The organism is Geodermatophilus sp. SYSU D01036 (genome assembly GCF_054050435.1).
Genome location: NZ_JBJGZJ010000006.1, coordinates 149507 through 173705, shown reverse-complemented (window position 1 = coordinate 173705; position 24199 = coordinate 149507). Strand labels below are relative to the sequence as shown.

The window sequence follows — 24199 nt, the reverse complement described above, 5'->3', positions numbered from 1 at the left end:
TGCGCACCGGGATCGACGTTTCGGCCACCCGTCACTCTAGCGCGCTGCGGGACCCCGTTGTTCCGGACGCCGCGGACCGGACCGCAGCCCGCCCCCACCGGGGGACGGCCGCCCGCCCGGGGCGCCGGCCCGGACCGGCGGCGGGCCCGAGCGCAGCGGCGGGCGCCCCACCCCGGGCGAGGGGGTGGCGTCGTCGGGCCGGGCGTCGCTGCGGATGTCGATCCGGCAGCCGGTGAGCCGGGCGGCCAGGCGGGCGTTCTGCCCCTCCTTGCCGATGGCCAGCGACAGCTGGAAGTCCGGGACGACGACGCGCACCGCCTTGGCCTTCGGGTCGACCAGCGTGGCGCTGCTGACCCGGGCCGGGCTGAGGGCCGAGGCGACGAAGGTCGCCGGGTCGTCGGACCAGTCGACGATGTCGATCTTCTCGCCGTGCAGCTCGCTCATGACGTTGCGCACCCGCTGCCCCATCGGGCCGATGCAGGCGCCCTTGGCGTTGAGCCCCGGCACCGAGGTGCGGACGGCGATCTTCGAGCGGTGCCCGGCCTCCCGCGCGACGGCGACGATCTCCACGCTGCCGTCGGCGATCTCGGGGACCTCCAGGGCGAACAGCTTGCGCACCAGGTTCGGGTGGGTGCGCGAGACGGTCACCTGCGGGCCGCGGTGGGTGCGGGACACCGAGACGACGTAGGCGCGCAGCCGGCTGCCGTGCGGGTAGCTCTCGCCGGGCACCTGCTCGGCGGCGGGCAGGACCGCCTCGACCTTGCCGATGTCGACCAGGACCGCGCCCTGGGCGTTGCGGCGCGCGTCGGCCTGGACGACACCGCTGACGATGTCGCCCTCCTTGCCGGCGTACTCGCCGAAGGTCTGCTCGTGCTCGGCGTCGCGCAGCCGCTGGACGATGACCTGCTTGGCGGTGCTGGCCGCGATGCGGCCGAAGTCACTCGGGGTGTCGTCCCACTCGCGCACGACCTCGCCGTCGGGGCCCAGCTCCTGCGCGAGCACCGCGACCTCACCGGTCTTCCGGTCGACGTGCACCCGCACGTGCTTGGCCGCGCCGTCGGCGTGGCGGTACGCGGTCACGAGCGCCGTCTCGAGGGCCTCGATGACCGTGTCGACGGGGATGCCCTTCTCCCGCTCGACCGCCTTGAGGGCGGTCACGTCGATGTTCACTGTCCTCCTCCGTCGTCGTCGCCCTCGTCGTCGTCCGCGTCGAGCACGTCGTCCGGCTCGTCCGCCGGGTCGTCCGTCAGGTCGTCCGTCAGGTCGTCCTTGCCCGGGCGGCCGAACTCGACCTGCACCCGGCCGGGGCCGAGCTCGGCCCAGGACACCTGCCGGGGCGTCGGCGGCCGCTTGCGGGCCCCGGGCTTGGCCTTCGGCTCGACGGCGAGGGTCACGCCCTCGTCGTCGACGGCGGTGACCCGGCCGGTCACCTGTTCGGCCGCCCCGGCCGGGCCGACGGTCACGGTGACCAGCCGGCCGGTGTTGCGCCGCCAGTGCCGCGGCTCGGTCAGCGGCCGGTCGACGCCGGGGCTGGTCACCTCGAGCACGTAGGGGGCGCGGCCGAGCTCACCGTCGTTCTCGTCGAGGACCGCCGAGACCGCCCGGCTGACCTCGGCGACGTCGTCGAGGGACACGCCCTCGTCCCGGTCGACGACCACGCGGACGACGCTGCGCCGGCCGGCGGGCGTGACCACGAGCTCCTCGAGGTCGTAGCCGGCGGCCCCCACCACAGGCTCGATCCAGCCGGCCAGCCGCGTGGCGGCCGGGTCCTGCCGTCCCCTCACGGCCGGGTCCTGCCGGGACCCCACGGCCGGGTCCTGCCGGGACCCCACGGCCGGGTCCTGCCGGGACCCCACGGCCGGGTCCTGCCGGGACCCCACGGCCGGGTCCTGCCGTCCCCTCGCGGACACGGGCTCCCTCCCCTCCTGCAACCGGTCGGAGCTCGTGCTCGGCGGACCGCACCGTCCGGGGCCGCGCCCGGTGGCGCGGGTCAGCGCGGCACCGGCCGCGGCGTACCCGGGAGTCGTCAGGCTACCGCTCCACCGCGCGTCGGGGCCCGGCCGCTCGGGCGGGTGACCTCCCGGAGGTCCCGACGCGCCCGGGAGCCGTCCGGGCGCGTCGGGCGGCTCCTGGGAGGATGGCGGGCGATGTCCCCCTCCCCCGCCCCCGCCGGGTTCCCGCGCCGCCGCCTGCTCGCGGGCACGGCGGGGCTGGCGCTGCTGCTGGCCGGCTGCACCTCCGGCGACTCCGGGGAGGCGGCCCGGGAGACGGCGGCGCAGCAGGACCGGCTGGCCGGCCAGGTCGCCGTCCAGGAGGCGGTGGTGGCCGCCTACGACGCGGCGGTCGCCGCGGACCCCGCGTTCGCCGGGACCGTCGCCGACCTGACCGGACAGGCGCAGGAGCAGCTGGCGCGGCTGCGCGCGGCGGCGCCGGGGGCGACCCCGTCGTCCTCGGCGCCGCCGGCGGCGCCCGCGGGCGGGGACCTGCGCGCGTGGCTGCGTGAGCAGGTGGACGCCGCGGCCGCCGCCCACGCGGCCGCCTGCGTGGAGGCCTCCGGTGCCGGGGCCGCGCTGCTGGGGTCGATCGCGGCGGGGCTGCGCGGGCACGCCGCCGCACTGGCGTGAGGGAGGCTGCACGTGGCTGAGGACGGGACCGCCGGGAGCGCGGAGGACACCGCGCTGCGCGAGGTGGTGGCCGCCGAGCACGCGGCCGTGTGGGGGTACGGCGTCGTCGGGGCGGCCCTGCCGGCCGACGGCCGGACGCCCGCCGCCGACGCCGAGCAGGCCCACCGGGACTCCCGCGACCGCCTGGCGGAGCTGCTGGACGAGCGCGACGCCGACCCGGTGCCCGCCGAGGCCGGCTACGAGCTGCCCTTCCCGGTGCTCTCGCCGGTCGACGCCGCGGCCCTGGCGGTCGTGCTCGAGGACGGCGTCTCCGCGGCCTGGGTGGCGCTGCTCGACGCGGCGGAGGAGCCCGGGGTGCGGCAGCTCGCCGTCGACTCCCTGGGCGCCGGCGAGGAGCGCGCCGTGACCTGGCGCGCCGCCGCCGGCCGCACCCCGGTCACGACGGCCCTGCCGGGCCTGCCCGAGGGCTAGCCCAGCGCGCCGAGGAAGGCGTCGGTGACGGCGACGGCGGCGCTGCTGGACTGCCCGCCCTCGACCAGCACCGCGAACGCGATGTCGCCCTGCGGGCCGCCGAGCTGGTAGCCGGTGAACCAGCCGTGCGCGTCCGGCGGGGTGTTGCTGCCGAACTCGGCGGTGCCGGTCTTCCCGTAGACCTCGCCGCGGTCGGCCAGCGCCTGCGCGGTGCCGGTCAGCACGACCTGGCGCATCATCGGCCGGAGCTGGTCGAGCACCGCCTGGCCCGGGCCGGCCGGCGCGGGGCCCGCCGGGTCGGCGCCGACCACCTCGACCGGGGCGGCCGGGGTGCCGCTGGCCACGCCCGCGACCACCAGCGCCATCTGCGCCGGGCTCACGAGCACCTGGCCCTGGCCGATCGCGTCCGCGGCCTTCGTGGTGCCGGTGGCGTCGGCCGGGACGCTGCCGCTGAACACGTCGACCGGCAGCTGCCAGTCGCTGCCCACCCCGTAGGAGGCGGCCGCCGCGGCCAGGGCGTCGTCGGGCAGCTCCAGGCCGGCCTGGATGAAGGTGGTGTTGCAGGACCGGGCGAACGCCTCGGTGAACGGCACGGTGCCGAGGTCGAACTGGTCCTGGTTCTCGAACTCGCGGCCCTCCACGACCGTCGTCCCCGGGCAGGGGACCGCGGTGTCCGGGGTGAGCGCGCCGGCGGACAGGAGCGCCGTCGCCGTGATCGTCTTCATGCTCGAGCCCGGCGGGTACTGGCCGGTCAGGGCGTTGCCGGCCGCCGCGGCCCCGTTCGAGGAGACGGCCAGCACCTCCCCCGTGCCGGGCCGGACGACGACCAGGTGGGTCGCCAGCGGCTGGGTGGCGACGGCGCCGTCGGCGGCGTCCTGCAGCGCGCGGACCAGCGGCGTCCGGATCGGCTCGCCGGGGACGGGCTCGACGGCGCCGACCTCCTGGCCGGCGTCGCCGGTGGACTCGTCGGTGCTCACCACCGAGACGGTGAACCCGGGGGTGCCGGTGAGCTGCTCCTGGAAGGCGCGCTGCAGGCCGGAGAGGCCGAGCTGGTCCCCCGCGGCGTACACGGCCCCGTCCTCCCCGGTGGTCTCCTCGAGCACCTCGGCGGTGGCCGCCCCGACCCGGCCGAGCAACGCGGAGGCGAACCCGGCCGACGGCGCGAGGAGCCGCGTCTCGGTGGGGAACACCGCGCCGGGCAGGTCGAAGACCTGGGCGCGGATGGCTTCGAAGTCCGGCCGCCGCAGGGTGATCACGGGGACGAACTGGCCGGCCGGAGCGGCCTGGACGTCGGCGGTGATCTCCTCGGCGGACACCCCGGTGGCCGCCGACAGCGCCGCGGCCAGCGACGGCAGGTCGGCGACCTGGCCGGTGTCGACGCCGACGTTGACGACCTCGGTCGGGGTGAACAGCGGCTGGCCGGCGGCGTCGGTGACCGCGGCGCGCTCGGGCAGCGACCGGGTCAGCTGCAGGCGCTGGCCCTCGCCCAGCTCGGGGTGCACGAGCGTGGGCTCGGCGACCACCTGCCAGGCGTCCTCCCCCTCCCGCAGCTCCAGGGTGGCCTCGTAGCTCCAGGCGGGTGCCGCGGCGAGGTCCCAGGTGGCGGTCCAGGCGGCGGTGGCGGTGCCGTCCCGGACGGTGACGTCGCCGAGCTCGGCGTCGAGCGTGGCCCCGGGCAGGTCGGTGGCGGTCTGCTCGAGCAGCGCGGTGGCGGCGTCGGGGTCGGTGGTGGCGTCCGCCGCGGCGCCGGTGTCGCCCCCGGCCCAGTCGTCGAGGAAGGCCTGCGCGGCGGCGCGGACGTCGTCCTCGGAGCTGCCGGAGCAGGCGGCGAGGGCCGGTGCGGACAGGAGCGTGAGGACCGTGCCGAGGACCGCCGTGCGTCGTGCTGCCACGACGGGACACCCTCTCAGACCGGGCCGGCGTTCCCCGGGAGGTGGCTCAGAACAGAACGCTGGCGTAGCGGCCGACCTCGCGGAACCCGACCCGGCGGTACACCGCGCGGGCGGGGGCGTTGTAGTCGTTGACGTAGAGGCTGACCACCGGGGCGATCATGGTCCGCGCGTACTCGACGACGGCGGCCATCCCGGCCGCGCCGATGCCGCGGCCGCGCATCTCGGGGGCGGTCCACACGCCCTGCACCTGGCAGGCCGCCCGCGACACCGCGCCGATCTCGGCCTTGAACAGCACCCGGCCGTCCTCGATCCAGGCCAGCGACTGGCCGGCGCGGACGAGGTCCTCGACCCGCGCGCGGTAGCCGACGCCGCCGTCGGTCCGCAGTGGGCTGACGCCGACCTCCTCGGTGAACATGGCCACCGCCGCGGGCAGCAGCACGTCCACCTCGCGCGGGCGCACCGGCCGGACCCGCGGCTCGGGGGCGACCGCCGGCGGGCCCTCGATGGCCATCAGCGGCTGCCGGGGCCGGTGGTCACGGCACGGGCCCCACGCGGGCTCGAGCAGCTCCCACAGCGGGTCGACGGCCGCGGCCGGCCCGACGATCGTCGAGCAGCGGCGGCCGGCCCGGCGGGCGCGTTCGGCGAACGCCTCGGCCGCCGCCTGTTCGGCGCCGGGGACTGCGAACGGGATGAGGTTGGCCCCGGCCAGGCAGACGGCGTCGAGGCTGCGGCCGGCGCCCATCCCCCACAGCGGCGCCCCGAGCGTCGACGGCGCGGTGCCGGCCGCCTCCACGCGCCCGGCGAGCACGCACGCGGCGACCGGGTCGGAGTCCAGCAGCCGGCGGACGGCCGGCTCGTCGGTCTCGTCGAGGACGCGGGCGGTCGGCGAGCGGAGCACGGATCTGGCCCGGGAGGACGGACGGCGGGGCGGGTCAGCCGACGGTGACGACCGGCGGGCCGGACGGCGTGCCGGCGTCGACCTGCTCGCCGGCAGGCATCTCGGCGGCGATGCGCATGGCCTCCTCGATGAGCGTCTCGACGATCTGCGACTCGGGCACGGTCTTCACGACCTGGCCCTTGACGAAGATCTGCCCCTTGCCGTTGCCCGAGGCCACGCCGAGGTCCGCCTCGCGGGCCTCGCCGGGGCCGTTGACGACGCAGCCCATGACGGCGACCCGCAGCGGCACCTCGAGCCCGTCGAGGCCGGCGGTCACCTCGTCGGCCAGCTTGTAGACGTCGACCTGCGCGCGGCCGCACGAGGGGCAGCTGACGATCTCCAGGCCGCGCTGGCGCAGGTTCAGCGACTCCAGGATCTGGGTGCCGACCTTGACCTCCTCGACCGGCGGCGCCGAGAGCGAGACGCGGATGGTGTCGCCGATGCCCTGCGACAGCAGCGCGCCGAACGCGACGGCGGACTTGATCGTCCCCTGGAAGGCGGGGCCGGCCTCGGTGACGCCGAGGTGCAGCGGGTAGTCGCACTGCGCGGCGAGCAGCTCGTAGGCGCGGACCATGACCACCGGGTCGTTGTGCTTGACCGAGATCTTGATGTCGCGGAAGTCGTGCTCCTCGAACAGCGAGCACTCCCACAGCGCCGACTCGACCAGCGCCTCGGGCGTGGCCTTGCCGTACTTGGCGAGCAGCCGCTTGTCGAGGGACCCGGCGTTGACGCCGATGCGGATCGGGATACCGGCGTCCTTGGCCGCCTTCGCGATCTCGCCGACCCGGTCGTCGAACTTCTTGATGTTGCCGGGGTTGACCCGTACCGCGGCGCAGCCGGCGTCGATCGCGGCGAACACGTACCGCGGCTGGAAGTGGATGTCGGCGATGACCGGGATCTGCGACTTCTTCGCGATGGCCGGCAGCGCCTCGGCGTCGTCGGTGTCGGGGACGGCGACCCGCACGATCTGGCAGCCGGCGGCGGTCAGCTCGGCGATCTGCTGCAGGGTGGCGTTGACGTCGGCGGTCTTCGTCGTCGTCATCGACTGCACGCTGACCGGGGAGTCGCTGCCGACGCCCACGCCGCCGACGTCCAGCTGCCGCGTCTTCCGGCGCGGGGCCAGGACGGGCGGGGGCGCGGCGGGCATGCCGAGAGCGACGGGGATGGCCATGACCACGAGTATCCCCGCTCTCCCGGGGTCGGCGCCGACGCCTACTGGAGTGTGATGGGGTTGACGACGTCGGCGATGAGCAGCAGCCCCGACAGCGCGATGAACAGCCCCGCGACGACGTAGGCGACCGGCATCAGCCGGGCGATGTCGAACGGGCCCGGGTCGGGCCGGCCGCGCCAGCGGGCGACCACCGAGCGGGCCTTCTCGTACAGCGCCCCGGCCACGTGCCCGCCGTCGAGCGGGTAGACCGGCAGCAGGTTGAACAGGAACAGCACGAGGTTGACGCTGGCCAGCAGGCCGAGGAAGAAGCTCAGCTTCTCCGCGCCGCTGAACTCCTGGATGGCGAAGACCTCGCCGGAGATCCGCCCGACGCCGACGACGCCGATCGGGCCGTTCTCGTCCCGCTCCTCGCCGAGGAAGGCGGCGCGGAACAGCTGCGGGACGCGCTCGGGGACCTCCAGCAGCCGCTGCACCGACTGGGACACGACCATGCCGAAGTAGCCGGGCAGGTCGGCCACCGACTGGCGGGCGAAGCCGAACACCGGGCTGACGCCGAGGTACCCGGCGGTCATCGTGCCCTCGCCGTCGTCGGTGGCGACGACGTTCTCGATCGGCGTGACGGTGAGGTCCCGGCGCTCGCCGTCGCGCTCGACGGTGAGGGTCAGCGACTCCCCCGCCGAGCCGCGGATCGCCTGCTGCACCGTCGTCCAGCTGTCGTAGGCGGTCGGGTCGACCTCCCCGCCGTCGATCGCGACGATCGTGTCACCCGGCCGCAGCCCGGCCCGGGCCGCGGGGCTGGCCACCGGCTCGGCACAGCCGGGGGTGCCCGCCTCGCAGAGCTGCCCGGCATCGGCGCCGCTGGTGACGATCGGGATGTCGCAGACGTCGCGGTCCTGCTCACGGGCGACGGCGATGCTCTCCGCGCCGGCGGGGACCACGCAGGCGGGAACGGTCTCGAGCTGGGTGGTGATGACGTTGGTGCCGATCGCGGTGAGCGTGATCGCGAAGAACACGACCGCGAGCACCAGGTTGTGGAACGGCCCGGCGAACATGACGATCACGCGCTGCCACCAGGGCTTGGCGTAGAAGACCCGGCCGGCGTCGCTGGGCCGGATGTCGTCGAGGGCCTGGCCGCGCACCTCGGCGATGAACGTCCGCATGCGGGTGGCGCGCTTGCTCTCGTTCTCCTCGGCCGGCGGGATCATGCCGACGATGCGGATGTAGCCGCCGAGCGGGATCGCCTTGATGCCGTACTCGGTCTCGCCGCGCCGGAAGGAGAACACCGTCGGGCCGAAGCCGACCATGAACTGCGGCACGCGCATGCCGAACTTCCGCGCCCAGTAGAAGTGGCCGAACTCGTGGAAGCCGATGCTGAACAGCAGGCCGATCGCGAACGCGACGATCCCGAGGACCGTCAGGAGGGTGGTCAGCTCAGGCCTCCGGCGACAGCGGCGCGGGCGTGCTGCCGGGCCCAGCGCTCCGCGGCCAGCACGTCGTCCACGCAGGTGGGGGCGCCGAGGTCCGGCGCGTCGTCGAGGGTACGCGCGACCAGGCCCACGACGTCGGTGAAACGCAGCCGCCCGGCGAGGAAGGCCGCGACCGCCTCCTCGTTGGCCGCGTTGTACAGCGCCGGGACGACGCCGCCGGCCTCCCCCGCCGCGCGCGCGAGCCGCACCGCGGGGAACGCCTCGGCGTCCAGCGGCGCGAACTCCCAGGTGCTCGCCGTCGACCAGTCCAGCGCCGGCTGCACGTGCGGCAGCCGGTCGGGCCAGGCCAGCGCCAGCGCGATCGGCAGCCGCATGTCCGGCGGGCTGGCCTGGGCGATGGTCGCGCCGTCGGCGAAGGTGACCATCGAGTGCACGATCGACTGCGGGTGCACCACGACGTCGATGTCGGCGTAGGGCACGCCGAACAGCAGGTGCGCCTCGATGAGCTCCAGGCCCTTGTTGACCAGCGTGGCGGAGTTGATCGTCACCACCGGGCCCATGGCCCAGGTGGGGTGCGCCAGCGCCTGCTCGACGGTGACGTCGGCGAGGTCGGCGGCGCTGCGCCCGCGGAACGGCCCGCCGCTGGCGGTGAGCACCAGCCGGGCGACCTCGCTCCGGTGCCCGCCGCGCAGGCACTGAGCGAGCGCCGAGTGCTCGGAGTCGACCGGCACCAGCTGGCCGGGCGCGGCCGCGGCGGTCACGAGGTCCCCGCCGGCGACCAGCGACTCCTTGTTCGCGAGCGCGACCACGTTGCCGGCCCGCAGGGCGGCGAGCGTGGGGCCCAGCCCGATCGAGCCGGTGATCCCGTTGAGGACGACGTCGGAGGGGCGGGCGGCGAGCTCCTCGGCGGCGCGCGGCCCGGCGAGGATCTCCGGCAGCGCGTACTCGCCCCGCGCCCAGCCGCGCTGGGAGGCCGCCGCGTAGAAGGCCAGCTGCAGGTCCTGGGCGGCGGTCGCGCGGGCCACCGCGACCGTCCGGACGCCGAGGGTCAGCGCCTGCTCGGCCAGCCGGGCGACGTCGCCCCCGCCGGCGGCCAGCGCGGTGATCCGCAGCCGGCCGGGGTTCTGCTCGGCGACCGCGATCGCCTGCCGGCCGATCGACCCGGTCGAGCCCAGCACGGTCACCTCGCGCGGCTCGGTCATGAACGGCATCCTCCCCGACGCGCGGCGCGACCTGCCCACCACACCTCGACCGGTGACCCGCGGACGGGACTGGCAGGATGAGGGGCGTGAGCGAGCAGTCCGGCCCCGGGGTCCGCCAGCACGACCCGCTGACCACGCGCGTCAACCAGCCCAACCGCGAGGAGGGCATCGTCCGCGCCGGGGAGCACCCGGTCGAGGAGGAGCGGCCCGAGGACTGGGGCTGGCACGCCCGCAGCGGCAAGTGGGCGCAGATCGCCGGCTGGCTGACCGTGCTGGTCATGCTGTCCTACACGTGGGGCAACCACGAGGGCCGCATGGAGGACCTGTGGCTGTTCGGCATCGCCGCCGGCCTGGTCGTCCTGCTGCTCTGGGACCTGCGCCGCAAGCGCACCGCCTGGCGCCGCTGATCCCCATCGACACCTGACGCCCGATCCGGCTCCCGCCGGGTCGGGCATCGTCGTTCCGGGGCCCGTGTCCCCGGGACCGCCTCAGGAGACCGTGACGCCGATCGCCGCGCCGATGGCGTACGTCGCCCCTGCCGCGAGCGCGCCGAAGAGCAGCTGCCGCAGGGCCGCCGACCACCAGGAGCGCGGGGTGAACCGCGAGGACAGCGCCCCGGCCGCGGCCAGGCCCACCGCGCCGCACACCAGCGCCGCGGCGAGGACCGAGAACCCGAGCAGGTAGGGCAGCAGCGGGATCACCGCGCCGGTGGCGAAGGTGAGGAACGAGGAGACCGCCGCGGTCCACGGCGAGGGCTTGTCGGCCGGGTTGAGGCCCAGCTCGGCGACCACGTGCAGCCGCAGCGCCGTGTCGGGGTCGCGGTGCAGCTGGACGGCGACCCGCTCGGCGAGGTCGGCGTCGACGCCCCGCACGCGCAGCATCTCCACCAGTTCGGCGAGCTCGCCCCGCGGGTTGCGCTCGAGCTCGCGGCGCTCCTTCTCCACCTCGAGGTCGAGCTGCTCGTTCTGCGTGCTGACCGAGGTGTACTCCCCCAGCGCCATCGAGATCGCGCCGGCGACCAGGCTGGCGACGCCGGAGAGCACGATCGCCTGCGACGAGGCGCCACCACCGCCGACGCCGGCGACCAGCGCGGTGTTGGTCACCAGACCGTCCATCGCGCCGAAGACGGCCGCCCGCAGCCACCCGCCCGAGACGTCGGCGTGACTGTGCTCGTGCGCCTCGGCCGCGGGGACCTCGGCGCTCACGCGGCGGCCCCGGTACTCACGCGTCCGACTCGGCCCCGAGCTCGACCGGGGGCTCCAGCGCGGGGACCGGCGTGGCCACGGTCGGCACGCCCACCCCGTCGTCAGCAGCGCGGTCGGCCGCGGCGAGCTGGCCACAGGCGCCGTCGATGTCCTGGCCGCGGGTGTCGCGGACCGTCGTCGGCACCCCGTGCGCGCGCAGCCGGGCCACGAACTCCCGCTGGGCGGGCAGCGGGCTGGCGTCCCAGGGGCTGCCCGGCGTCGGGTTGAGCGGGATGAGGTTGACGTGCGCGAGCCGCTTGGCCAGCAGCCGGCCGAGCAGGTCGGCGCGCTCGGGCTGGTCGTTGACGTCGCGGATGAGCGCGTACTCCACGGAGTAGCGGCGTCCGGTGCGCGCGGCGTAGGCGTCGGCCGCGTCGACGACGTCGGCCACCTTGTACCGGGTGTTGATCGGCACGAGGGTGTCGCGGAGCTCGTCGTCGGGGGCGTGCAGGCTCACCGCGAGGGTGACGCCCAGGCCCTCCTCGGTCAGCCGCCGGATCGCCGGCACCAGGCCCACGGTGGAGACGGTGACCGACCGCTGCGACAGGCCCAGGCCCCACGGCGCGGAGGTGAGCAGCGCGTCCAGCGTGCGGCGGACGCGGGCGTAGTTGGCCAGCGGCTCGCCCATGCCCATGAAGACGACGTTGGACAGCCGGCCCGGTCCGCCGGGGATCTCCCCCGACGCCATGGCCGCGGCGGCGGCGACCGCCTGGCCGATGATCTCGGCGGCCGAGAGGTTGCGGGTCAGCCCGTTCTGGCCGGTGGCGCAGAAGGGGCAGGCCATGCCGCAGCCGGCCTGGCTGGAGATGCAGACGGTGGCCCGGTCGGGATAGCGCATGAGCACGCTCTCGACCAGCGCGCCGTCGTGCAGGCGCCACAGGGTCTTGCGGGTGCGCCCGCCGTCGGCCGACTGGTGGCGCACCGGCGTGAGCAGGCCCGGCAGCAGCGCCTCGGACAGCGTCTCGCGCACCGTGGCGGGCACGTCGGTCATCTGCGCCGGGTCGGTGGTGCCACGGAAGAAGTGCCGGGCGAGCTGGTCGGCGCGGAACGCCGGCTGCCCGAGCTCGGCGACGGCGGCGCGCGCCTCCACGCGGGTCAGGTCGGCGAGGTGGCGCGGCGGCTTGCCCCGGCGGGGGGCGTCGAGGACGAGCGGCAGGGCAGTCATGACCGCTCCATCGTCCCACCCCCGCGCCGGGCGTGGGCCGCCGTGCAGGTGAGGTCGCTCGCTCAGGACGCCTCTGCGCCCGTCGGCGCGGCCGTGGGCACCGGTGTCCCGGAGGGCGGCGCGGGCGTCGGGGTGGGGGTCACCTCGCCGTCCGCCGCGTCCGGGAGGGGGTCCTCGGTCGGGGTCGAGGGCGGCGCCGGTGTCTCGGACGGCGTCGGCGTCGTCGGCGGGGCCGTGGGTTCCGGGGGCTCGACGGTCCCGGTCGACGGGGGCACCGTCCCGGTCGTCGGGGCCGGGTCCGGAACGGGCACCGGCGGCTCGACGGACGGCAGCACCGCGACGGTCTCCGGCGTCGCGGACGGCTCCGGGACGACCACCGTCGGCAGCGGCGCGTCGGCGGTCGTCGCCGGGGACGGCGTCGCGCCGGTCCGCACCGGGGCCGGGTCGGGGCCGGTCACCGCCGCGGACGGGGAGGGCACGGGCACGCTGCTCGTCGGCGCGAGGGGGACGACACCGGCGACGGTGGACGGCCGCGGCACCGGGACCGCCCGGGTCGGCGCGGCGGCCGCCGGGGACGTGGACTGCACGGCCGCCGTCGGGACCGAGCCGGACGAGGCACCCGCCAGCAGGACCGCACCGGTGATGCCGCAGGCGGCGAGCACGCCCGCCGCCACGGCGACGCCGACCCGGCGCCGGGGCCGCACCCGCGGGCGGACCACGACCCGCGGCGTCACGACCCCGGCGAGCGCCGGGACCGGCAGGACGTCCGGGTCCGGCAGGACGTCCGGGTCCGGCAGCGCGTCCAGGACCGGCAGCGCGTCCGGGTCCGGCAGCGCGTCCAGGACGGCGGGCGCCACCTCCGGGGCCTCCCCGGCGGCGGCGCCGTCCGGCAGCACGGGGCCCCCGGGGACGCCCTCGTCCTCCGCGGTCCCGCCGTCCGGCGCCTCCTCGGCCGGCGCCTCCTCGACCGGCGTCTCCTCGACCGGCGTCTCCTCGACCGGGACCGCCGCCTCGGCGACCTCGTCGACCGGTGCCTCGTCCTCCGCCGTCCCGCTGTCCGGGGCGTCGCCCGGGAGCTCGTCCGGGACCTCGTCGACCACGACCTCGCCGACCGGGGCGTCCTCGAGGACCTCCTCGGCCGGGACGTCCTCGTCAGCCGCCTCGGGGTCGGGCTCGTTCACCCACCCGGGCAGCCACTCCCCCCACGGCTCGACCGGGGTGCCGGCCTCCTCGGGGTCGCCCGGGTCGCCGTCCTGCCGCGCCGTCATCCCACCTCGCTGTCACTCACGGTCATCTAATGCTCACCCCGTGGAGTGGTCATCGTGCCCGACGGACCCGACCGGGTGGCGGAGGCGCGGCCGGGCGGCGGGGCGCGGCCCGCTAGCGTCGGCCGGGTGTCCGAGGCCGAGCGCGCACCCGTCCCGCTCGTCTCGGTCGGCGTCGGCCCGTGGGAGGGGCCGTGGCCGGAGGACCCCCGCTACGACCCCGACCTGCTGGCCCACGGCGACCGGCGCAACGTCGTCGACCGGTACCGCTACTGGACCGTCGAGGCGATCGTCGCCGACCTCGACCCGCGCCGGCACGGCTTCCACGTCGCCATCGAGAACTGGCGGCACGGCCTCAACATCGGGACGGTCGTCCGCACCGCCAACGCGTTCCTCGCCGCGGAGGTGCACGTCGTCGGCCGGAAGCGGTGGAACCGCCGGGGCGCGATGGTCACCGACCGGTACCTGACCGTGCGGCACCACCCCGACGCCGCCGCGCTCGGCGCCTGGTCCCGGGAGCGGGGCGTACCGATCCTCGCCGTCGACAACCTGCCCGGCGCCCGGCCGATCGAGACCGCCGTCCTCCCCCGGGCCTGCGTGCTGCTGTTCGGCCAGGAGGGCACCGGGCTGTCGGAGGAGGCGCGGGCGGTGGCCGACGACGTGCTGTCCATCGCCCAGTTCGGCTCGACCCGCTCGGTGAACGCCGGCGTCGCGGCGGGGATCGCCATGCACGCCTGGATCCGCCAGCACGCGCAGCTGCCGACCTGACAGCGCGGGCCGCATGGGCCAGTCTCTGCGGGGTGGGCCGACTCGACGACGTGGACCTCACCCTCCGGCTGGGCAAGCGCGAGGCCAAGGACCAGCTGACCGCCGCGCAGCAGCGCCTCGTGCACCTGCGGCTGTTCCTCGGCGGGCAGCTGGGCACCCCGCTCGGACCGCCGGTCTGCGTGCTGTTCGAGGGCTGGGACGCCTCGGGCAAGGGCGGCGCGATCAAACGGCTGGTCGACCAGCTCGACCCCCGGCACGTGCGGGTGGCCCAGTTCGCCGCCCCGTCGTCGAACGAGAAGCGGCACCACTTCCTGTGGCGGTTCTGGCCCGTGCTGCCCGGCTGGGGCGGCATGGCCGTCCTCGACCGCACCTGGTACGGCCGGGTGCTGGTCGAGCGGGTGGAGGGGTTCGCCAGCGAGGAGGCCTGGCGGCGGGCCTACGGCGAGATCGTCGACCTGGAGACCACGCTGGCCGCCGAGGGCATGGTCCTGGTGAAGTTCTGGATGCACGTCTCCCCCGAGGAGCAGCTGCGCCGCTTCGAGTCCCGCGCGGCCGACCCCTACCGGGCCTGGAAGCTGACCGACGAGGACTGGCGCAACCGGGAGAAGCGCCCGGCGTACGAAGCCGCCGTCGAGGAGATGCTCGAGCGCACCGACCACCCGGCGGGGCGGTGGACGCTGGTCGCCGGCGACGACAAGCGGTGGGCGCGGGTGGCCGTCGTCCGCACCGTCTGCGAGGCGATCGAGAAGGCGCTGGCCGCGCGGGGGATCGACCCGGACGAGACCCCGGGGGCATGAGCGTCCTCGTCCACCTGTGCGCGCCGGCCGACTGGCGGGCCGCACTGTCGGCCGGCGCGGTGCCGCCCGCCGGGGCGCCGTTCGTGCACCTGTCGCACCCGGAGCAGGTGCACCTGCCGGCCGCGCGGCTGTTCCCGGGCCGGCGCGACCTGGTGCTCCTCGTCGTCGACCCGGCCCGCCTGACCGGCCCGGTGGTCGAGGAGCCGGGCGTGGGCACCGACCCCGCGGGCATGCGCTTCCCGCACCTGTACGGCCCGCTGCCGACCGCGGCGGTGGTTGCGGTCGTGCCGTACCGCCCGCCCGTGCCGCCGGTCCTGCCCGCGCCGGACGACGCGCTGGGCCGGGCGCTGGCGCACGGGCTGTCGCTGCGCACCCGGCGGGCCGCCGAGGTGCGCGACGTCCCCGGCGGGGTGGCCGTCCTCGACCCGCGCTTCGCACACTCCCGCGACGACAACCGGCTGGTGCTCGACGACGGCGTCGACGCCGCCACGGTGGCGCGGACCGCCGGTGAGGTCGCCGCGGACGCGGGCTGGCCGGCCCGAGCGGCGGTGCTGCGCTGGCCCGGCGCCGGCGCGGTCGCCGCCGAGCTGTCCGCGGCCGGCTGGGAGGCCGGGGAGCTGGTGGTCATGGGCCGCCCCGTGACCCCGGGCCTGCCCGGGGCCGAGCGGGCCGAGGTGGTCGCCCAGGAGGAGGTGCACCCGCTGTGGGAGGCGGGGTGGCGGCGCGACCTGGCCGGGATCCCGGACCTCGACGAGGTGGTCGCCCAGCTGGTGGGCCGGGAGTGCCGCAACGACCGGGTCGTCGCGGTCGACGACATGGTGGTGCGGGAGGGCGGCCGGGTCGTGGCCGCCGGGCAGCTGCGGGTCGACGGCGCGACCGCGGCGGTCGAGTCGGTGATGACCGACCCCGCCGCCCGCGGGCGCGGCCACGCCGACGCCGTCCTCGCCCGGCTGCTGGAGCTGGCCGCGGACGCCGGCTGCGACCTCGTCGTCCTCGAGGCCGACGCCGGCGACTGGCCGCGCCGGTGGTACGCCCGCCGCGGCTTCGCCGTGGCCGGGTCGACGTGGGAGCTCAGCGCCCCCTGGCCGCCTCAGCCGGGCGGCGCGACCCAGGACAGCAGCAGGTAGGCCACCGCCGCCGAGGGCAGCAGGCTGTCGAGCCGGTCCATGATCCCGCCGTGGCCCGGCAGCAGGTTGCCCATGTCCTTGATGCCGAGGTCCCGCTTGATCAGCGACTCGCCGAGGTCGCCCAGCGTGGCGGTCACCGCGAGCGCGACGCCGACGAGCACGCCGCCCCACCACGGGCCGTCGAGGGCGAGCACGACGATCGGGGTGGCGACCGCGACGCAGGCCACGACCGACCCGGCCATGCCCTCCCACGACTTCTTCGGGCTCACCGACGGCGCCATCGGGTGCCGGCCGAACAGCACGCCCGCGGTGTAGCCGCCGACGTCGTTGCCGACCACGGTGGCGATGAAGGCGAGCACCCGCGCGACGCCGTCGTCGGGGACGAGCAGCAGGACCGCGAAACCGGCCAGCAGTGGCACGTAGAGGGTGACCAGGACCCCGGCCGCGGCGTCGCGGCGGTAGTCCGCGGGGCCGTCGCCGAGCCGCCAGAGCAGCACCGCGACGACGGTGAGCAGGAAGCCGACGACGAGGCCGTCGGGACCGCGGGTCCACGCCAGCGCCAGCATCGCGACGGCGCCGACCAGCACCGGGGCGAGCGGCGGCCGGGCCCCACCGGCCTGGAGCGCGCGGACGAGCTCGACGATGCCGACGAGGATCGCCGCGACGATGACCAGCAGGAACGCCGGCCGGTAGACCATCAGCGAGGCGAGGATGACCGCGCCGAGGCCCAGGCCGACGCCGATGGCGGCGACCAGGTCACGCCCGGCCCGGCCGCCCTTGCGCGGCTCCGGCCCGGCGCCGGCGTCGGGCCCGGCCGTGTCGGGGCCGGCCGTGTCGGGGCCGGCCGTGTCGGGGCCGGCCGTGTCGGGGCCGGGCGCCACCGGCGCCTCGGGCACCGGCGGGACGGCGATGCCGGCGGCCGGCACCGCCATCTCCTGGGTGCCCGGCGCGGCGGACCCGGGGGCCGTCGCGAGCGGGCTGGTCGGCGGGGCCGCCGGCCGGAGCGGGCCGGGCGGCGGGGGCGGCGGCGGCGAGGGACGCCGGACCACGGGGATCGGCCCGGTGTCGGCGTCCCCGGACGGGCCGGCCCCGGCGGCGTCGGGACGGGAGGTCATGGCAGGGATCGGGGCGAGCGACTCAGACCTCGAGCAGCTCGGACTCCTTGTTCTTCACGGCCTCGTCGATGGCCGCCACGTGCTGGGCGGTGAGGTCGTCGAGCTCCTTCTCCGCGCGGCGCACGTCGTCCTCGCCGGCCTCGCCGTCCTTGGCGATCCGGTCGAGCTCCTCCTTGCTGCGGCGGCGCACGTTGCGGATGGCGACCTTGGCGTCCTCGCCCTTGGACCGGGCCTGCTTGACCAGGTCGCGTCGGCGCTCCTCGGTCAGCTGCGGGAAGACCACGCGGATGATCTGCCCGTCGTTGGTCGGGTTGACGCCCAGGTCGCTGTCGCGGATGGCCTTCTCGATGGCCGACAGCTGGCTGTTGTCGTAGGGCTTGATGACCGCCATGCGCGCCTCGGGCACCGTGATCGACGACATCTGCGGCACCGGGGTCGGGGCGCCGTAGTAGTCGACCAGGACCTTGTTGAACATCGAGGGCGCCGCGCGGCCGGTGCGCACCGAGCCGAGGTCCTCCCGCGCGACCGACAGGGCCTTGTCCATCCGCTCCTCGGCGTCGAGCAGGGTGTCGTCGATCACGGTCTCTCCTCCTGCGGCGGGATCGTCCCCGCCGTCGTCCTGCGGTGCGGCGTGCGCGGTGCGGCGCGCGCTCAGCTGATCAGCGTCCCGATCCTCTCACCTGCCACCGCGCGGGCGATGTTGCCGTTCTCCAGCAGGTTGAAGACGACGATCGGCATCTGGTTGTCCATGCACAGGCTGATGGCCGTGGCGTCGGCGACCTTGAGCTGGTCGGCGAGGACCGTGGCGTAGTCCAGGTCGGTGTACATGGTCGCCGCCGGGTTGGTGCGCGGGTCGTCGTCGTAGACGCCGTCGACGCCGTTCTTGGCCATGAGCAGCACCTGGCAGCCGATCTCCAGCGCGCGCTGGGCGGCGACGGTGTCGGTGGAGAAGTAGGGCATGCCGGCGCCGGCGCCGAAGATGACCAGCCGGCCCTTCTCGAGGTGCCGGACGGCCTTGCGCGGGATGTAGGGCTCGGCGACCTGGCCCATGGTGATCGCCGTCTGCACCCGGGTCTCCAGGCCCACCTGCTCGCAGAAGGCCTGCAGCGCCAGGCAGTTCATGACCGTGCCGAGCATGCCCATGTAGTCGGCGTGCCGGCGGTCCATGCCCGCCTGGGACAGCTCGGCGCCGCGGAAGAAGTTGCCCCCGCCGACGACGACGGCGACCTGCGTGCCGCCGTGGACGACCTCGGCCAGCTGGGTGGCGATGTCGTGGACGATCTTGGAGTCGACGCCGACGTTGCCGCCGCCGAAGGCCTCACCCGAGAGCTTGAGCAGCACCCGCTGGTAGCCGGCGCCGTCGGCCGGCTGGAAGGCACTCGGGGCCGACAACGGCGGGTGGGGTGCCTCGGTCGTCTGCGTCGTGGCGGTCTCGGTCAACAGCTCTTCCCTCGCTCGACGTCGTTCTTCGTGATCCTGACAGAGTGCCCGGCGCTCGCCAGCCGGACCCGGACGCGCCACCGGCCCCGTCCCAGGGATGGGACGGGGCCGGTGGCGCGGTGTCTCCGTCGCCTGCGGCTCAGGCCTGGCCGACCTCGAAGCGGGCGAACCGCTGCACGGTCAGGCCGGCCTCGTCGATGACCTGCTTCACCGTGCGCTTGGGCTCGGTGATCGACGGCTGCTCGAGCAGGACGAAGTCCTTGTAGTAGGCGTTCACCCGGCCCTCGACGATCTTGACGATCGCCTGCTCGGGCTTGCCCTCCTCCTTGGCCGTCTGCTCGGCGACCCGGCGCTCGGTCTCGACGGCCTCCGCCGGGACCTCCTCGCGGGACAGGAAGCGCGGGCGGGCGGCGGCGATGTGCATCGCCAGGGCGCGCGCGGCCTCCTCGTCGCCACCCTGGTACTGGACGGCGACGCCGATGGCCGGGGGCAGGTCGGTGGCCCGCTTGTGCAGGTACACCGCGGTCGGGCCCTCGAAGGTGGCGAAGCGGGAGAGGACGAGCTTCTCGCCGATGCGGGCGGACTCGGCCTCGATGAGCTTGGCGACGGTCTGGCCGTCGACCTCGGTGGCCATCAGGGCGTCGAGGTCGGCCGGCGACTGCTCGAGGACGATCTCGATGAGCCGCTCGGCGAGCGCCACGAAGTCGGCGTTCTTGGCGACGAAGTCGGTCTCGCAGTCGAGCTCGAGCAGCGCGCCGTGCTTGCTGACGACGATGCCGTTGGTCGTGGAGCGCTCGAGGCGCTTGCCGACGTCCTTGGCGCCCTTGATGCGCAGCAGCTCGATGGCCTTGTCGTACTCGCCGTCGGCCTCGGTGAGGGCCTTCTTGGCGTCCATCATGCCGGCGCCGGTGGCGTCGCGGAGCCGCTTGACGTCGGCGGCGGTGAAGGCAGGCATGTCACTTCCTCGTCGGTGTGGAGGGGTGGGCGCCCCGAGGGCGCCCGAGGGCGGCGCGGGAGTTCTCAGGCCTCGCCGGCGGCGGGGGCCGGGGCGGTGGCGGAGGTGTCCGAGGGCTGCTCGGTCGCGGCCTCGGCGCCACCGGTCAGCAGCTCGCGCTCCCAGTCCGGCAGCGGCTCGTCGCCACCGATGGCCTGCTCGGCGCCTTCCTCGCGGCCGGCGTTGGCCTGCGCGGCCGAGCGGGCCATGAGGCCCTCGGCGACGGCGTCGGCGATCACGCGGGTCAGGACGTTGATGGCGCGGATCGCGTCGTCGTTGCCCGGGATCTTGTAGTCGACCTCGTCGGGGTCGCAGTTGGTGTCGAGGATCGCGACGACCGGGATGCCCAGCTTGCGGGCCTCGCCGACGGCGATGTGCTCCTTCTTGGTGTCCACGATCCAGATGGCGCTGGGCACCTTCTGCATGTCGCGGATGCCGCCGAGGCTGCGCTCGAGCTTGGCCTTCTCGCGGGTCAGACCCAGCTGCTCCTTCTTGGACAGGCCGGCCATCACGCCGGTCTGCTCCATGTCCTCGAGCTCCTTGAGCCGCTGGAGCCGCTTGTGGACGGTGGAGAAGTTGGTGAGCATGCCGCCCAGCCAGCGCTGGTTGACGTAGGGCATGCCGACGCGCTGCGCCTGCTCGGCGACGACCTCCTGCGCCTGGCGCTTGGTGCCGACGAACAGGATCGTGCCGCCGTGCGACACGGTCTGCTTGACGAACTCGTAGGCCGAGTCGATGTACCCGAGCGTCTGCTGCAGGTCGATGATGTAGATGCCGTTGCGCTCGGTGAAGATGAAGCGCTTCATCTTCGGGTTCCAGCGACGGGTCTGGTGCCCGAAGTGGACGCCGCTGTCGAGCAGCTGCTTCATGCTGACGACTGCCATGGGGGCGCAGCCTCTCGTGCTCGCGCGCGGCCGCCCGGCGGCCGCGCTCCTCGGTTGACGCGGGCACCGGGTGGTGTCCCGCCCTGGCGTCCCGCGGCGCCACCGACCCGGGGAGACCGGGACCGAGGTGGGGCTGCCCCGCCGTGCTGGCGGGTGGAGGACGCGCGGAGTCGACCCGTGCAGACGGGTCGCACCGGACAGCATACGCGCCGGGCCGGACCGCTCCTCCCCCGCGTCCGGACCGTCCACAGGCGCGCCGCCCCGGCCCCGCCGCGGCCCGCCGGCGGCCAGCCTCGACGGCGTGCCCGCCCGCCCGCTGCCCGTGCTCCTGCTGGCCTGCGCCGCCCTGCTCGTGCCGGCGCCCGCCGTCGCGGAGCCGGCCGCTCCCGCCGTCCCCGCCGTCGCCGCCTGGACCGCACCGCTCGGCGGGCCGCCGGTCGTCACCCGGCCGTTCGCTCCCCCGCCCTCGCCCTACGGTCCCGGGCACCGCGGCGCGGACCTGGCCGGCGCCCCCGGCGACGTCGTGGTGGCGGCCGGGGACGGCGTCGTCGTGTTCGCCGGGCGGGTGGCGGGCCGGCCGGTGGTCAGCGTCGACCACGCCGACGGGCTGCGGACCACCTACGAGCCCGTCGACCCCGCCGTCGCCGCCGGGCAGCGCGTCGCCCGCGGCTCCCCGCTGGGGACGCTGGCGGCCGGGCACGCCGGCTGCCCGGCCGCGGCGTGCCTGCACTGGGGGCTGCGGCGCGGGGAGGGGTACCTGGACCCGCTGTCGCTGCTGCGCCCGCCGCGGGTGCGCCTGCTGCCGGTCGGGTGACGTGCGGGCACCGCTGCCGGACCGGCCACCGCCCCTAGCCTGCGCGGGGTGCAGACCGAACGGGGCCTCGACCGTTTCGTCACGTTCCTCGACGCGGTCGTCGCCATCGCCATCACCCTGCTGGTGCTGCCGCTGACCGAGCTGCTCGACGGCGCGGAGCCGCGGACCGGCCTCGGCACGTTGCTGACCGGCGAGGCGTCCCAGATCGGCGCGTTCTTCCTCAGCTTCGTCGTGATCGCGCGGCTCTGGCTGGTCCACCACCGGGTGGTCGAGACCGTCGGGTCCTACGACCACGCGTTCCTCACGGCCAACCTGCTGTGGATCCTCACGATCGTCCTGCTGCCGTTCGCCACCCAGGTGTCGGCCCGCTACGGCACCGACCGGCCCGCGGTCGCGCTCTACATCGGCACGATCACGCTGAGCTCGTTCTGCCTCACGGCGATCAGCCTGCTGCTGTGGCGGCGCCCCGCCCTGCGCCGCGACGCCGCCGCGCCGGTCGGACCCCCGTGGCCGTCGCTGGTCACCAGCGGCCTGTTCCTCGTCGCCCTCCTGGCCGGCACGCTGCTGCCGGGCGTGCACTACTGGGCGATGTTCCTGCTGTTCCTGTCCGGGCCGATCGAGGCCGCGCTGCGGCGCCGCGTCGCGGCGGCCTGATCCCCGGCCGCCACGTCGGTGAAGTGCTCGACCACGGGGAACGGGTCGTAGAAGGCGTGCAGCAGCGCCTTCCACTCCTGGTAGGCGACCGAGCCGCGGAACCCCTCGGTGTGGTCCTCCAGCCGGTCCCACTCGACCAGCAGCAGGTAGGTCCCCGGCCGCTCCAGGCACCGGGACAGCCGCAGGGAGCGGAACCCCGGGGACGCCTCCACGATCGGCCGGGCGCGCGCGAAGGCCTCCTCGAACGCGTCCTCCCGGCCGGGGCGGACCGGGAGGAGCGCGTGCTCGAGCACCACCGGCGGCTCAGGCGATGTCGGCGAGCTTGGTGCGCAGGTGCAGCACGGCCTTGGTGTGCAGCTGACAGATGCGGCTCTCGGTGACGCCGAGGACGCGGCCGATGTCGGCCAGCGTCAGGCCCTCGAAGTAGTACAGGCTGACGACGACCTTCTCCCGCTCGGGCAGCTGCTCGACGGCGCGGGCGAGCAGCTGGCGGGCCTCGCCGTGCTCGGCCATCGCCTGCGGGTCGAGGGCGTTGGCGTCCTGCAGCGTGTCGACCAGCCGCGGCGCGCCGCCGTCGTCGTCGGTGAGCAGCTCGTCCAGGGCGACCACGTTGACCAGGGAGAGCTGGCCGAGGAACTTGCGCACGTCCTCGACGCCCATCTCCATCGCCGCGGCGATCTCCTCGTCGGTCGGGCTGCGCCGGAGCTGGCTCTCCAGCGTGGCGACCGTCCGCTCGAACTGCCGGGCGCGCATCCGCACCGACCGCGGGATCCAGTCGGTGCTGCGCAGCTCGTCGATGATCGCGCCGCGGATGCGGGACATCGCGTAGCTCTCGAACTTGACCTCGCGCGAGGGCTGGTAGCGGGTGATCGCGTCGATGAGCCCGAAGGTGCCGTAGGAGACCAGGTCGGCCTGCTCCACGTGCGCCGGCAGGCCGCTGCCGACCCGGCCGGCGACGTACTTGACCAGCGGCGCGTAGTGCAGGATCAGCCGGTCGCGCAGCTCGGGGGCGCGGTCGGCGACGTACTGCGCCCACAGCTCGGCCAGCGCGGCGTCGGCGTCCTCCTCGGACTCGCCGCCGATCCGGTGGATGGTGGCCTCGGGCACGTCGGGTCTCCCGCTTCGTGGTGGCTGGGGTCCTGCCGGACCCCGGGACGGTCGTTCGGGTGGGCGGTCGGCTCAGGCCCGCGGGTGCGCCTGGGCGTGCACCGCACGCAGCCGCTCGACGGTCACGTGCGTGTAGATCTGCGTCGTCGCGAGGCTAGCGTGGCCGAGCAGCTCCTGGACGGAGCGCAGGTCGGCGCCGCCCTCCAGGACGTGGGTGGCCGCGGAGTGCCGCAGCCCGTGCGGGCCGACGTCTGGGGCGCCGGGTGCGCGGGCCACCGCGGCGTGCACGGTCCGGCGGGCCTCGCGCGGGTCCAGCCGCCGCCCACGCAGGCCCAGCAGCAGCGCCGGACCGGAGTCGGGGGTGGCCAGCGCCGGGCGGCCCCGGGCCAGCCAGGCGTCGAGCGCCCGCTCGGCGGGTGCGCCGTAGGGCACGCTGCGCTCCTTGCGGCCCTTGCCGAGGACCCGCAGCAGCCGGCGGCCCCGGTCGACGTCGTCGACGTCGAGGCCGACCAGTTCGCTGACCCGGATGCCGCTGGCGTACAGCAGCTCGAGGACGACGGCGTCGCGCAGGCCCACGGGGTCCTCGGCGCCGGCGGTGGACTCGACGACGGCGCGGGCCTGGTCGGGGGCGAGCACGTCGGGCAGCGTCCGGTGCGCCTTGGGGCTGACCAGCCGCAGGCCGACGTCCTCGGGGGTGTGCCCCGAGCGGCGCAGCCAGGCGGTGAACGATCGGGCGGCGGCGGCGCGGCGGGCGGTGGTCGCCCGGCTGGCGCCGCGCGTGCGGCCCTGGGCGAGCCAGCTGCGCAGCGCGGCGAGGTCCAGCTCGTCGACCCGGGTGCCGCCGCGGCGGGCGAGGTGGTCGAGCAGCCAGACGGCGTCGGTGACGTAGCCGCGGACGGTGTGCGCGGACAGGTCCCGCTCGTCCCGCAGGGCGTCCTCGTAGCCCTCAAGCGCGGCCGCGAGCGCCGGCGGCAGCGCGGCGCGGGCGTCGGCGGTCCGGGCGGTCACGCTCCGACCGTCCGACGGCACCGTCCGTGGGTCAAGCCGCCGCGCCGTCCGGTCGTGCGCGACGGATGTCGCACGCGACGCGGGGCCCGCCGG

26 protein-coding genes are annotated in these 24199 nt (G+C 75.8%); 8 read left to right on the top strand and 18 right to left on the bottom strand.

The annotated features are described in order from the left end of the window. Nucleotides 1-36: 36 nt before the first annotated feature. Both nusA and rimP read right to left on the bottom strand, forming a co-directional pair. Nucleotides 37-1170 carry a transcription termination factor NusA gene (nusA, locus tag ACI8AR_RS09290; RefSeq protein ID WP_456929916.1) on the bottom strand — a complete coding sequence of 378 codons (1134 nt, stop codon included), beginning with the start codon at nucleotides 1168-1170 and terminating at the stop codon, nucleotides 37-39. Beyond that, entirely contained in the window at nucleotides 1167-1784 is a 618-nt protein-coding gene (gene rimP, locus ACI8AR_RS09285; RefSeq protein ID WP_457050758.1) for a ribosome maturation factor RimP, read from the bottom strand. The genes nusA and rimP overlap by 4 nt, the downstream gene beginning before the upstream one ends. Before the next feature lie 363 nt (nucleotides 1785-2147). On the opposite strand from rimP, the gene ACI8AR_RS09280 reads away from it, so the two are divergent. Together ACI8AR_RS09280 and ACI8AR_RS09275 are read left to right on the top strand one after the other, a co-directional pair. Then, on the top strand, nucleotides 2148-2624 hold the full coding sequence (locus ACI8AR_RS09280; RefSeq protein WP_457050757.1) for a hypothetical protein: 477 nt from the start codon (nucleotides 2148-2150) through the stop codon (nucleotides 2622-2624). Nucleotides 2625-2636: 12 nt separating this feature from the next. Continuing rightward, nucleotides 2637-3095, top strand: coding sequence for a ferritin-like domain-containing protein (locus ACI8AR_RS09275; RefSeq protein ID WP_457050756.1), 459 nt, complete (start codon nucleotides 2637-2639; stop codon nucleotides 3093-3095). On the opposite strand, the gene ACI8AR_RS09270 is transcribed toward ACI8AR_RS09275, so the two are convergent. The 5 genes from ACI8AR_RS09270 to dxr are packed head-to-tail and all read right to left on the bottom strand — an operon-like array spanning nucleotide 3092 to nucleotide 9724. Then, entirely contained in the window at nucleotides 3092-4987 is a 1896-nt protein-coding gene (locus ACI8AR_RS09270) for a penicillin-binding transpeptidase domain-containing protein (protein ID WP_457050755.1), read from the bottom strand. The genes ACI8AR_RS09275 and ACI8AR_RS09270 overlap by 4 nt on opposite strands. A 46-nt stretch (nucleotides 4988-5033) precedes the next feature. Next, nucleotides 5034-5885, bottom strand: coding sequence for a GNAT family N-acetyltransferase (locus ACI8AR_RS09265; RefSeq protein ID WP_456935801.1), 852 nt, complete (start codon nucleotides 5883-5885; stop codon nucleotides 5034-5036). Between the two features lie 34 nt (nucleotides 5886-5919). After that, on the bottom strand, nucleotides 5920-7095 hold the full coding sequence (gene ispG / locus ACI8AR_RS09260; RefSeq protein WP_457050754.1) for a flavodoxin-dependent (E)-4-hydroxy-3-methylbut-2-enyl-diphosphate synthase: 1176 nt from the start codon (nucleotides 7093-7095) through the stop codon (nucleotides 5920-5922). 41 nt (nucleotides 7096-7136) lie between these two features. After that, the gene (locus tag ACI8AR_RS09255; RefSeq protein WP_457050770.1) at nucleotides 7137-8483 is read right to left on the bottom strand and encodes a M50 family metallopeptidase; all 1347 of its coding nucleotides are present in this window, start codon (nucleotides 8481-8483) and stop codon (nucleotides 7137-7139) included. Nucleotides 8484-8521: 38 nt separating this feature from the next. Continuing rightward, nucleotides 8522-9724 (bottom strand): 1-deoxy-D-xylulose-5-phosphate reductoisomerase, encoded by a 1203-nt coding sequence (gene dxr / locus ACI8AR_RS09250; protein ID WP_457050753.1) that lies wholly within the window; start codon nucleotides 9722-9724, stop codon nucleotides 8522-8524. 86 nt (nucleotides 9725-9810) lie between these two features. Here dxr and ACI8AR_RS09245 point away from each other — a divergent pair, with 86 nt between their 5' ends. Beyond that, nucleotides 9811-10131, top strand: a complete 321-nt coding sequence (locus ACI8AR_RS09245; RefSeq protein WP_457050752.1) for a DUF2631 domain-containing protein — start codon at nucleotides 9811-9813, stop codon at nucleotides 10129-10131. An 81-nt stretch (nucleotides 10132-10212) separates the two neighbouring features. Here ACI8AR_RS09245 and ACI8AR_RS09240 read toward each other — a convergent pair whose 3' ends face one another. From ACI8AR_RS09240 to ACI8AR_RS09230, 3 genes are all read right to left on the bottom strand, one after another. Beyond that, nucleotides 10213-10929, bottom strand: a complete 717-nt coding sequence (locus tag ACI8AR_RS09240; RefSeq protein ID WP_457050751.1) for a VIT1/CCC1 transporter family protein — start codon at nucleotides 10927-10929, stop codon at nucleotides 10213-10215. 16 nt (nucleotides 10930-10945) lie between these two features. Then, a complete protein-coding gene (gene rlmN, locus ACI8AR_RS09235; RefSeq protein ID WP_457050750.1) occupies nucleotides 10946-12133 on the bottom strand; it encodes a 23S rRNA (adenine(2503)-C(2))-methyltransferase RlmN in 1188 nt (395 codons plus the stop codon). 62 nt (nucleotides 12134-12195) lie between these two features. After that, nucleotides 12196-13401, bottom strand: a complete 1206-nt coding sequence (locus ACI8AR_RS09230; RefSeq protein ID WP_457050749.1) for a hypothetical protein — start codon at nucleotides 13399-13401, stop codon at nucleotides 12196-12198. Nucleotides 13402-13527: 126 nt separating this feature from the next. On the opposite strand from ACI8AR_RS09230, the gene ACI8AR_RS09225 reads away from it, so the two are divergent. Genes ACI8AR_RS09225 through ACI8AR_RS09215 form a run of 3 tightly spaced genes read left to right on the top strand, consistent with a single transcriptional unit; the run spans nucleotide 13528 to nucleotide 16090 of the window. Further along, nucleotides 13528-14166, top strand: a complete 639-nt coding sequence (locus ACI8AR_RS09225; protein WP_457050748.1) for a TrmH family RNA methyltransferase — start codon at nucleotides 13528-13530, stop codon at nucleotides 14164-14166. Nucleotides 14167-14198: 32 nt separating this feature from the next. Further along, the gene (locus tag ACI8AR_RS09220; RefSeq protein WP_456935810.1) at nucleotides 14199-14963 is read left to right on the top strand and encodes a polyphosphate kinase 2 family protein; all 765 of its coding nucleotides are present in this window, start codon (nucleotides 14199-14201) and stop codon (nucleotides 14961-14963) included. Then, nucleotides 14960-16090: a GNAT family N-acetyltransferase gene (locus ACI8AR_RS09215; protein WP_457050747.1), complete on the top strand. Its 1131-nt coding sequence runs from the start codon at nucleotides 14960-14962 to the stop codon at nucleotides 16088-16090. Before ACI8AR_RS09220 ends, ACI8AR_RS09215 begins: the two co-directional genes overlap by 4 nt. Here the strand turns inward: ACI8AR_RS09215 and ACI8AR_RS09210 are convergent. The 5 genes from ACI8AR_RS09210 to rpsB all read right to left on the bottom strand — a co-directional run bounded on the left by ACI8AR_RS09210 (nucleotide 16054) and on the right by rpsB (nucleotide 20523). After that, nucleotides 16054-17205 (bottom strand): phosphatidate cytidylyltransferase, encoded by a 1152-nt coding sequence (locus tag ACI8AR_RS09210; RefSeq protein ID WP_457050746.1) that lies wholly within the window; start codon nucleotides 17203-17205, stop codon nucleotides 16054-16056. The two genes, ACI8AR_RS09215 and ACI8AR_RS09210, sit on opposite strands and share 37 nt — an antisense overlap. A gap of 22 nt (nucleotides 17206-17227) precedes the next feature. Further along, nucleotides 17228-17785, bottom strand: coding sequence for a ribosome recycling factor (gene frr / locus ACI8AR_RS09205; RefSeq protein WP_387993397.1), 558 nt, complete (start codon nucleotides 17783-17785; stop codon nucleotides 17228-17230). Nucleotides 17786-17856: 71 nt separating this feature from the next. After that, nucleotides 17857-18645 (bottom strand): UMP kinase, encoded by a 789-nt coding sequence (gene pyrH, locus ACI8AR_RS09200; RefSeq protein ID WP_457050745.1) that lies wholly within the window; start codon nucleotides 18643-18645, stop codon nucleotides 17857-17859. Between the two features lie 139 nt (nucleotides 18646-18784). Continuing rightward, a complete protein-coding gene (gene tsf, locus ACI8AR_RS09195) occupies nucleotides 18785-19600 on the bottom strand; it encodes a translation elongation factor Ts (protein ID WP_456929899.1) in 816 nt (271 codons plus the stop codon). Nucleotides 19601-19665: 65 nt separating this feature from the next. Beyond that, nucleotides 19666-20523, bottom strand: a complete 858-nt coding sequence (gene rpsB, locus ACI8AR_RS09190; RefSeq protein WP_457050744.1) for a 30S ribosomal protein S2 — start codon at nucleotides 20521-20523, stop codon at nucleotides 19666-19668. 301 nt (nucleotides 20524-20824) lie between these two features. On the opposite strand from rpsB, the gene ACI8AR_RS09185 reads away from it, so the two are divergent. Together ACI8AR_RS09185 and ACI8AR_RS09180 are read left to right on the top strand one after the other, a co-directional pair. Then, entirely contained in the window at nucleotides 20825-21337 is a 513-nt protein-coding gene (locus ACI8AR_RS09185; protein WP_457050743.1) for a peptidoglycan DD-metalloendopeptidase family protein, read from the top strand. A gap of 48 nt (nucleotides 21338-21385) precedes the next feature. Further along, nucleotides 21386-21991 (top strand): TMEM175 family protein, encoded by a 606-nt coding sequence (locus ACI8AR_RS09180; protein ID WP_457050742.1) that lies wholly within the window; start codon nucleotides 21386-21388, stop codon nucleotides 21989-21991. Here the strand turns inward: ACI8AR_RS09180 and ACI8AR_RS09175 are convergent. The 3 genes from ACI8AR_RS09175 to ACI8AR_RS09165 all read right to left on the bottom strand — a co-directional run bounded on the left by ACI8AR_RS09175 (nucleotide 21916) and on the right by ACI8AR_RS09165 (nucleotide 24106). Further along, nucleotides 21916-22287, bottom strand: coding sequence for an antibiotic biosynthesis monooxygenase family protein (locus tag ACI8AR_RS09175; protein ID WP_457050741.1), 372 nt, complete (start codon nucleotides 22285-22287; stop codon nucleotides 21916-21918). The genes ACI8AR_RS09180 and ACI8AR_RS09175 overlap by 76 nt on opposite strands. 7 nt (nucleotides 22288-22294) lie before the next feature. Further along, nucleotides 22295-23098, bottom strand: a complete 804-nt coding sequence (gene whiG / locus ACI8AR_RS09170; protein ID WP_457050740.1) for an RNA polymerase sigma factor WhiG — start codon at nucleotides 23096-23098, stop codon at nucleotides 22295-22297. 72 nt (nucleotides 23099-23170) lie between these two features. Then, entirely contained in the window at nucleotides 23171-24106 is a 936-nt protein-coding gene (locus ACI8AR_RS09165; protein ID WP_457050739.1) for a tyrosine-type recombinase/integrase, read from the bottom strand. Between the last annotated feature and the right edge of the window lie 93 nt (nucleotides 24107-24199).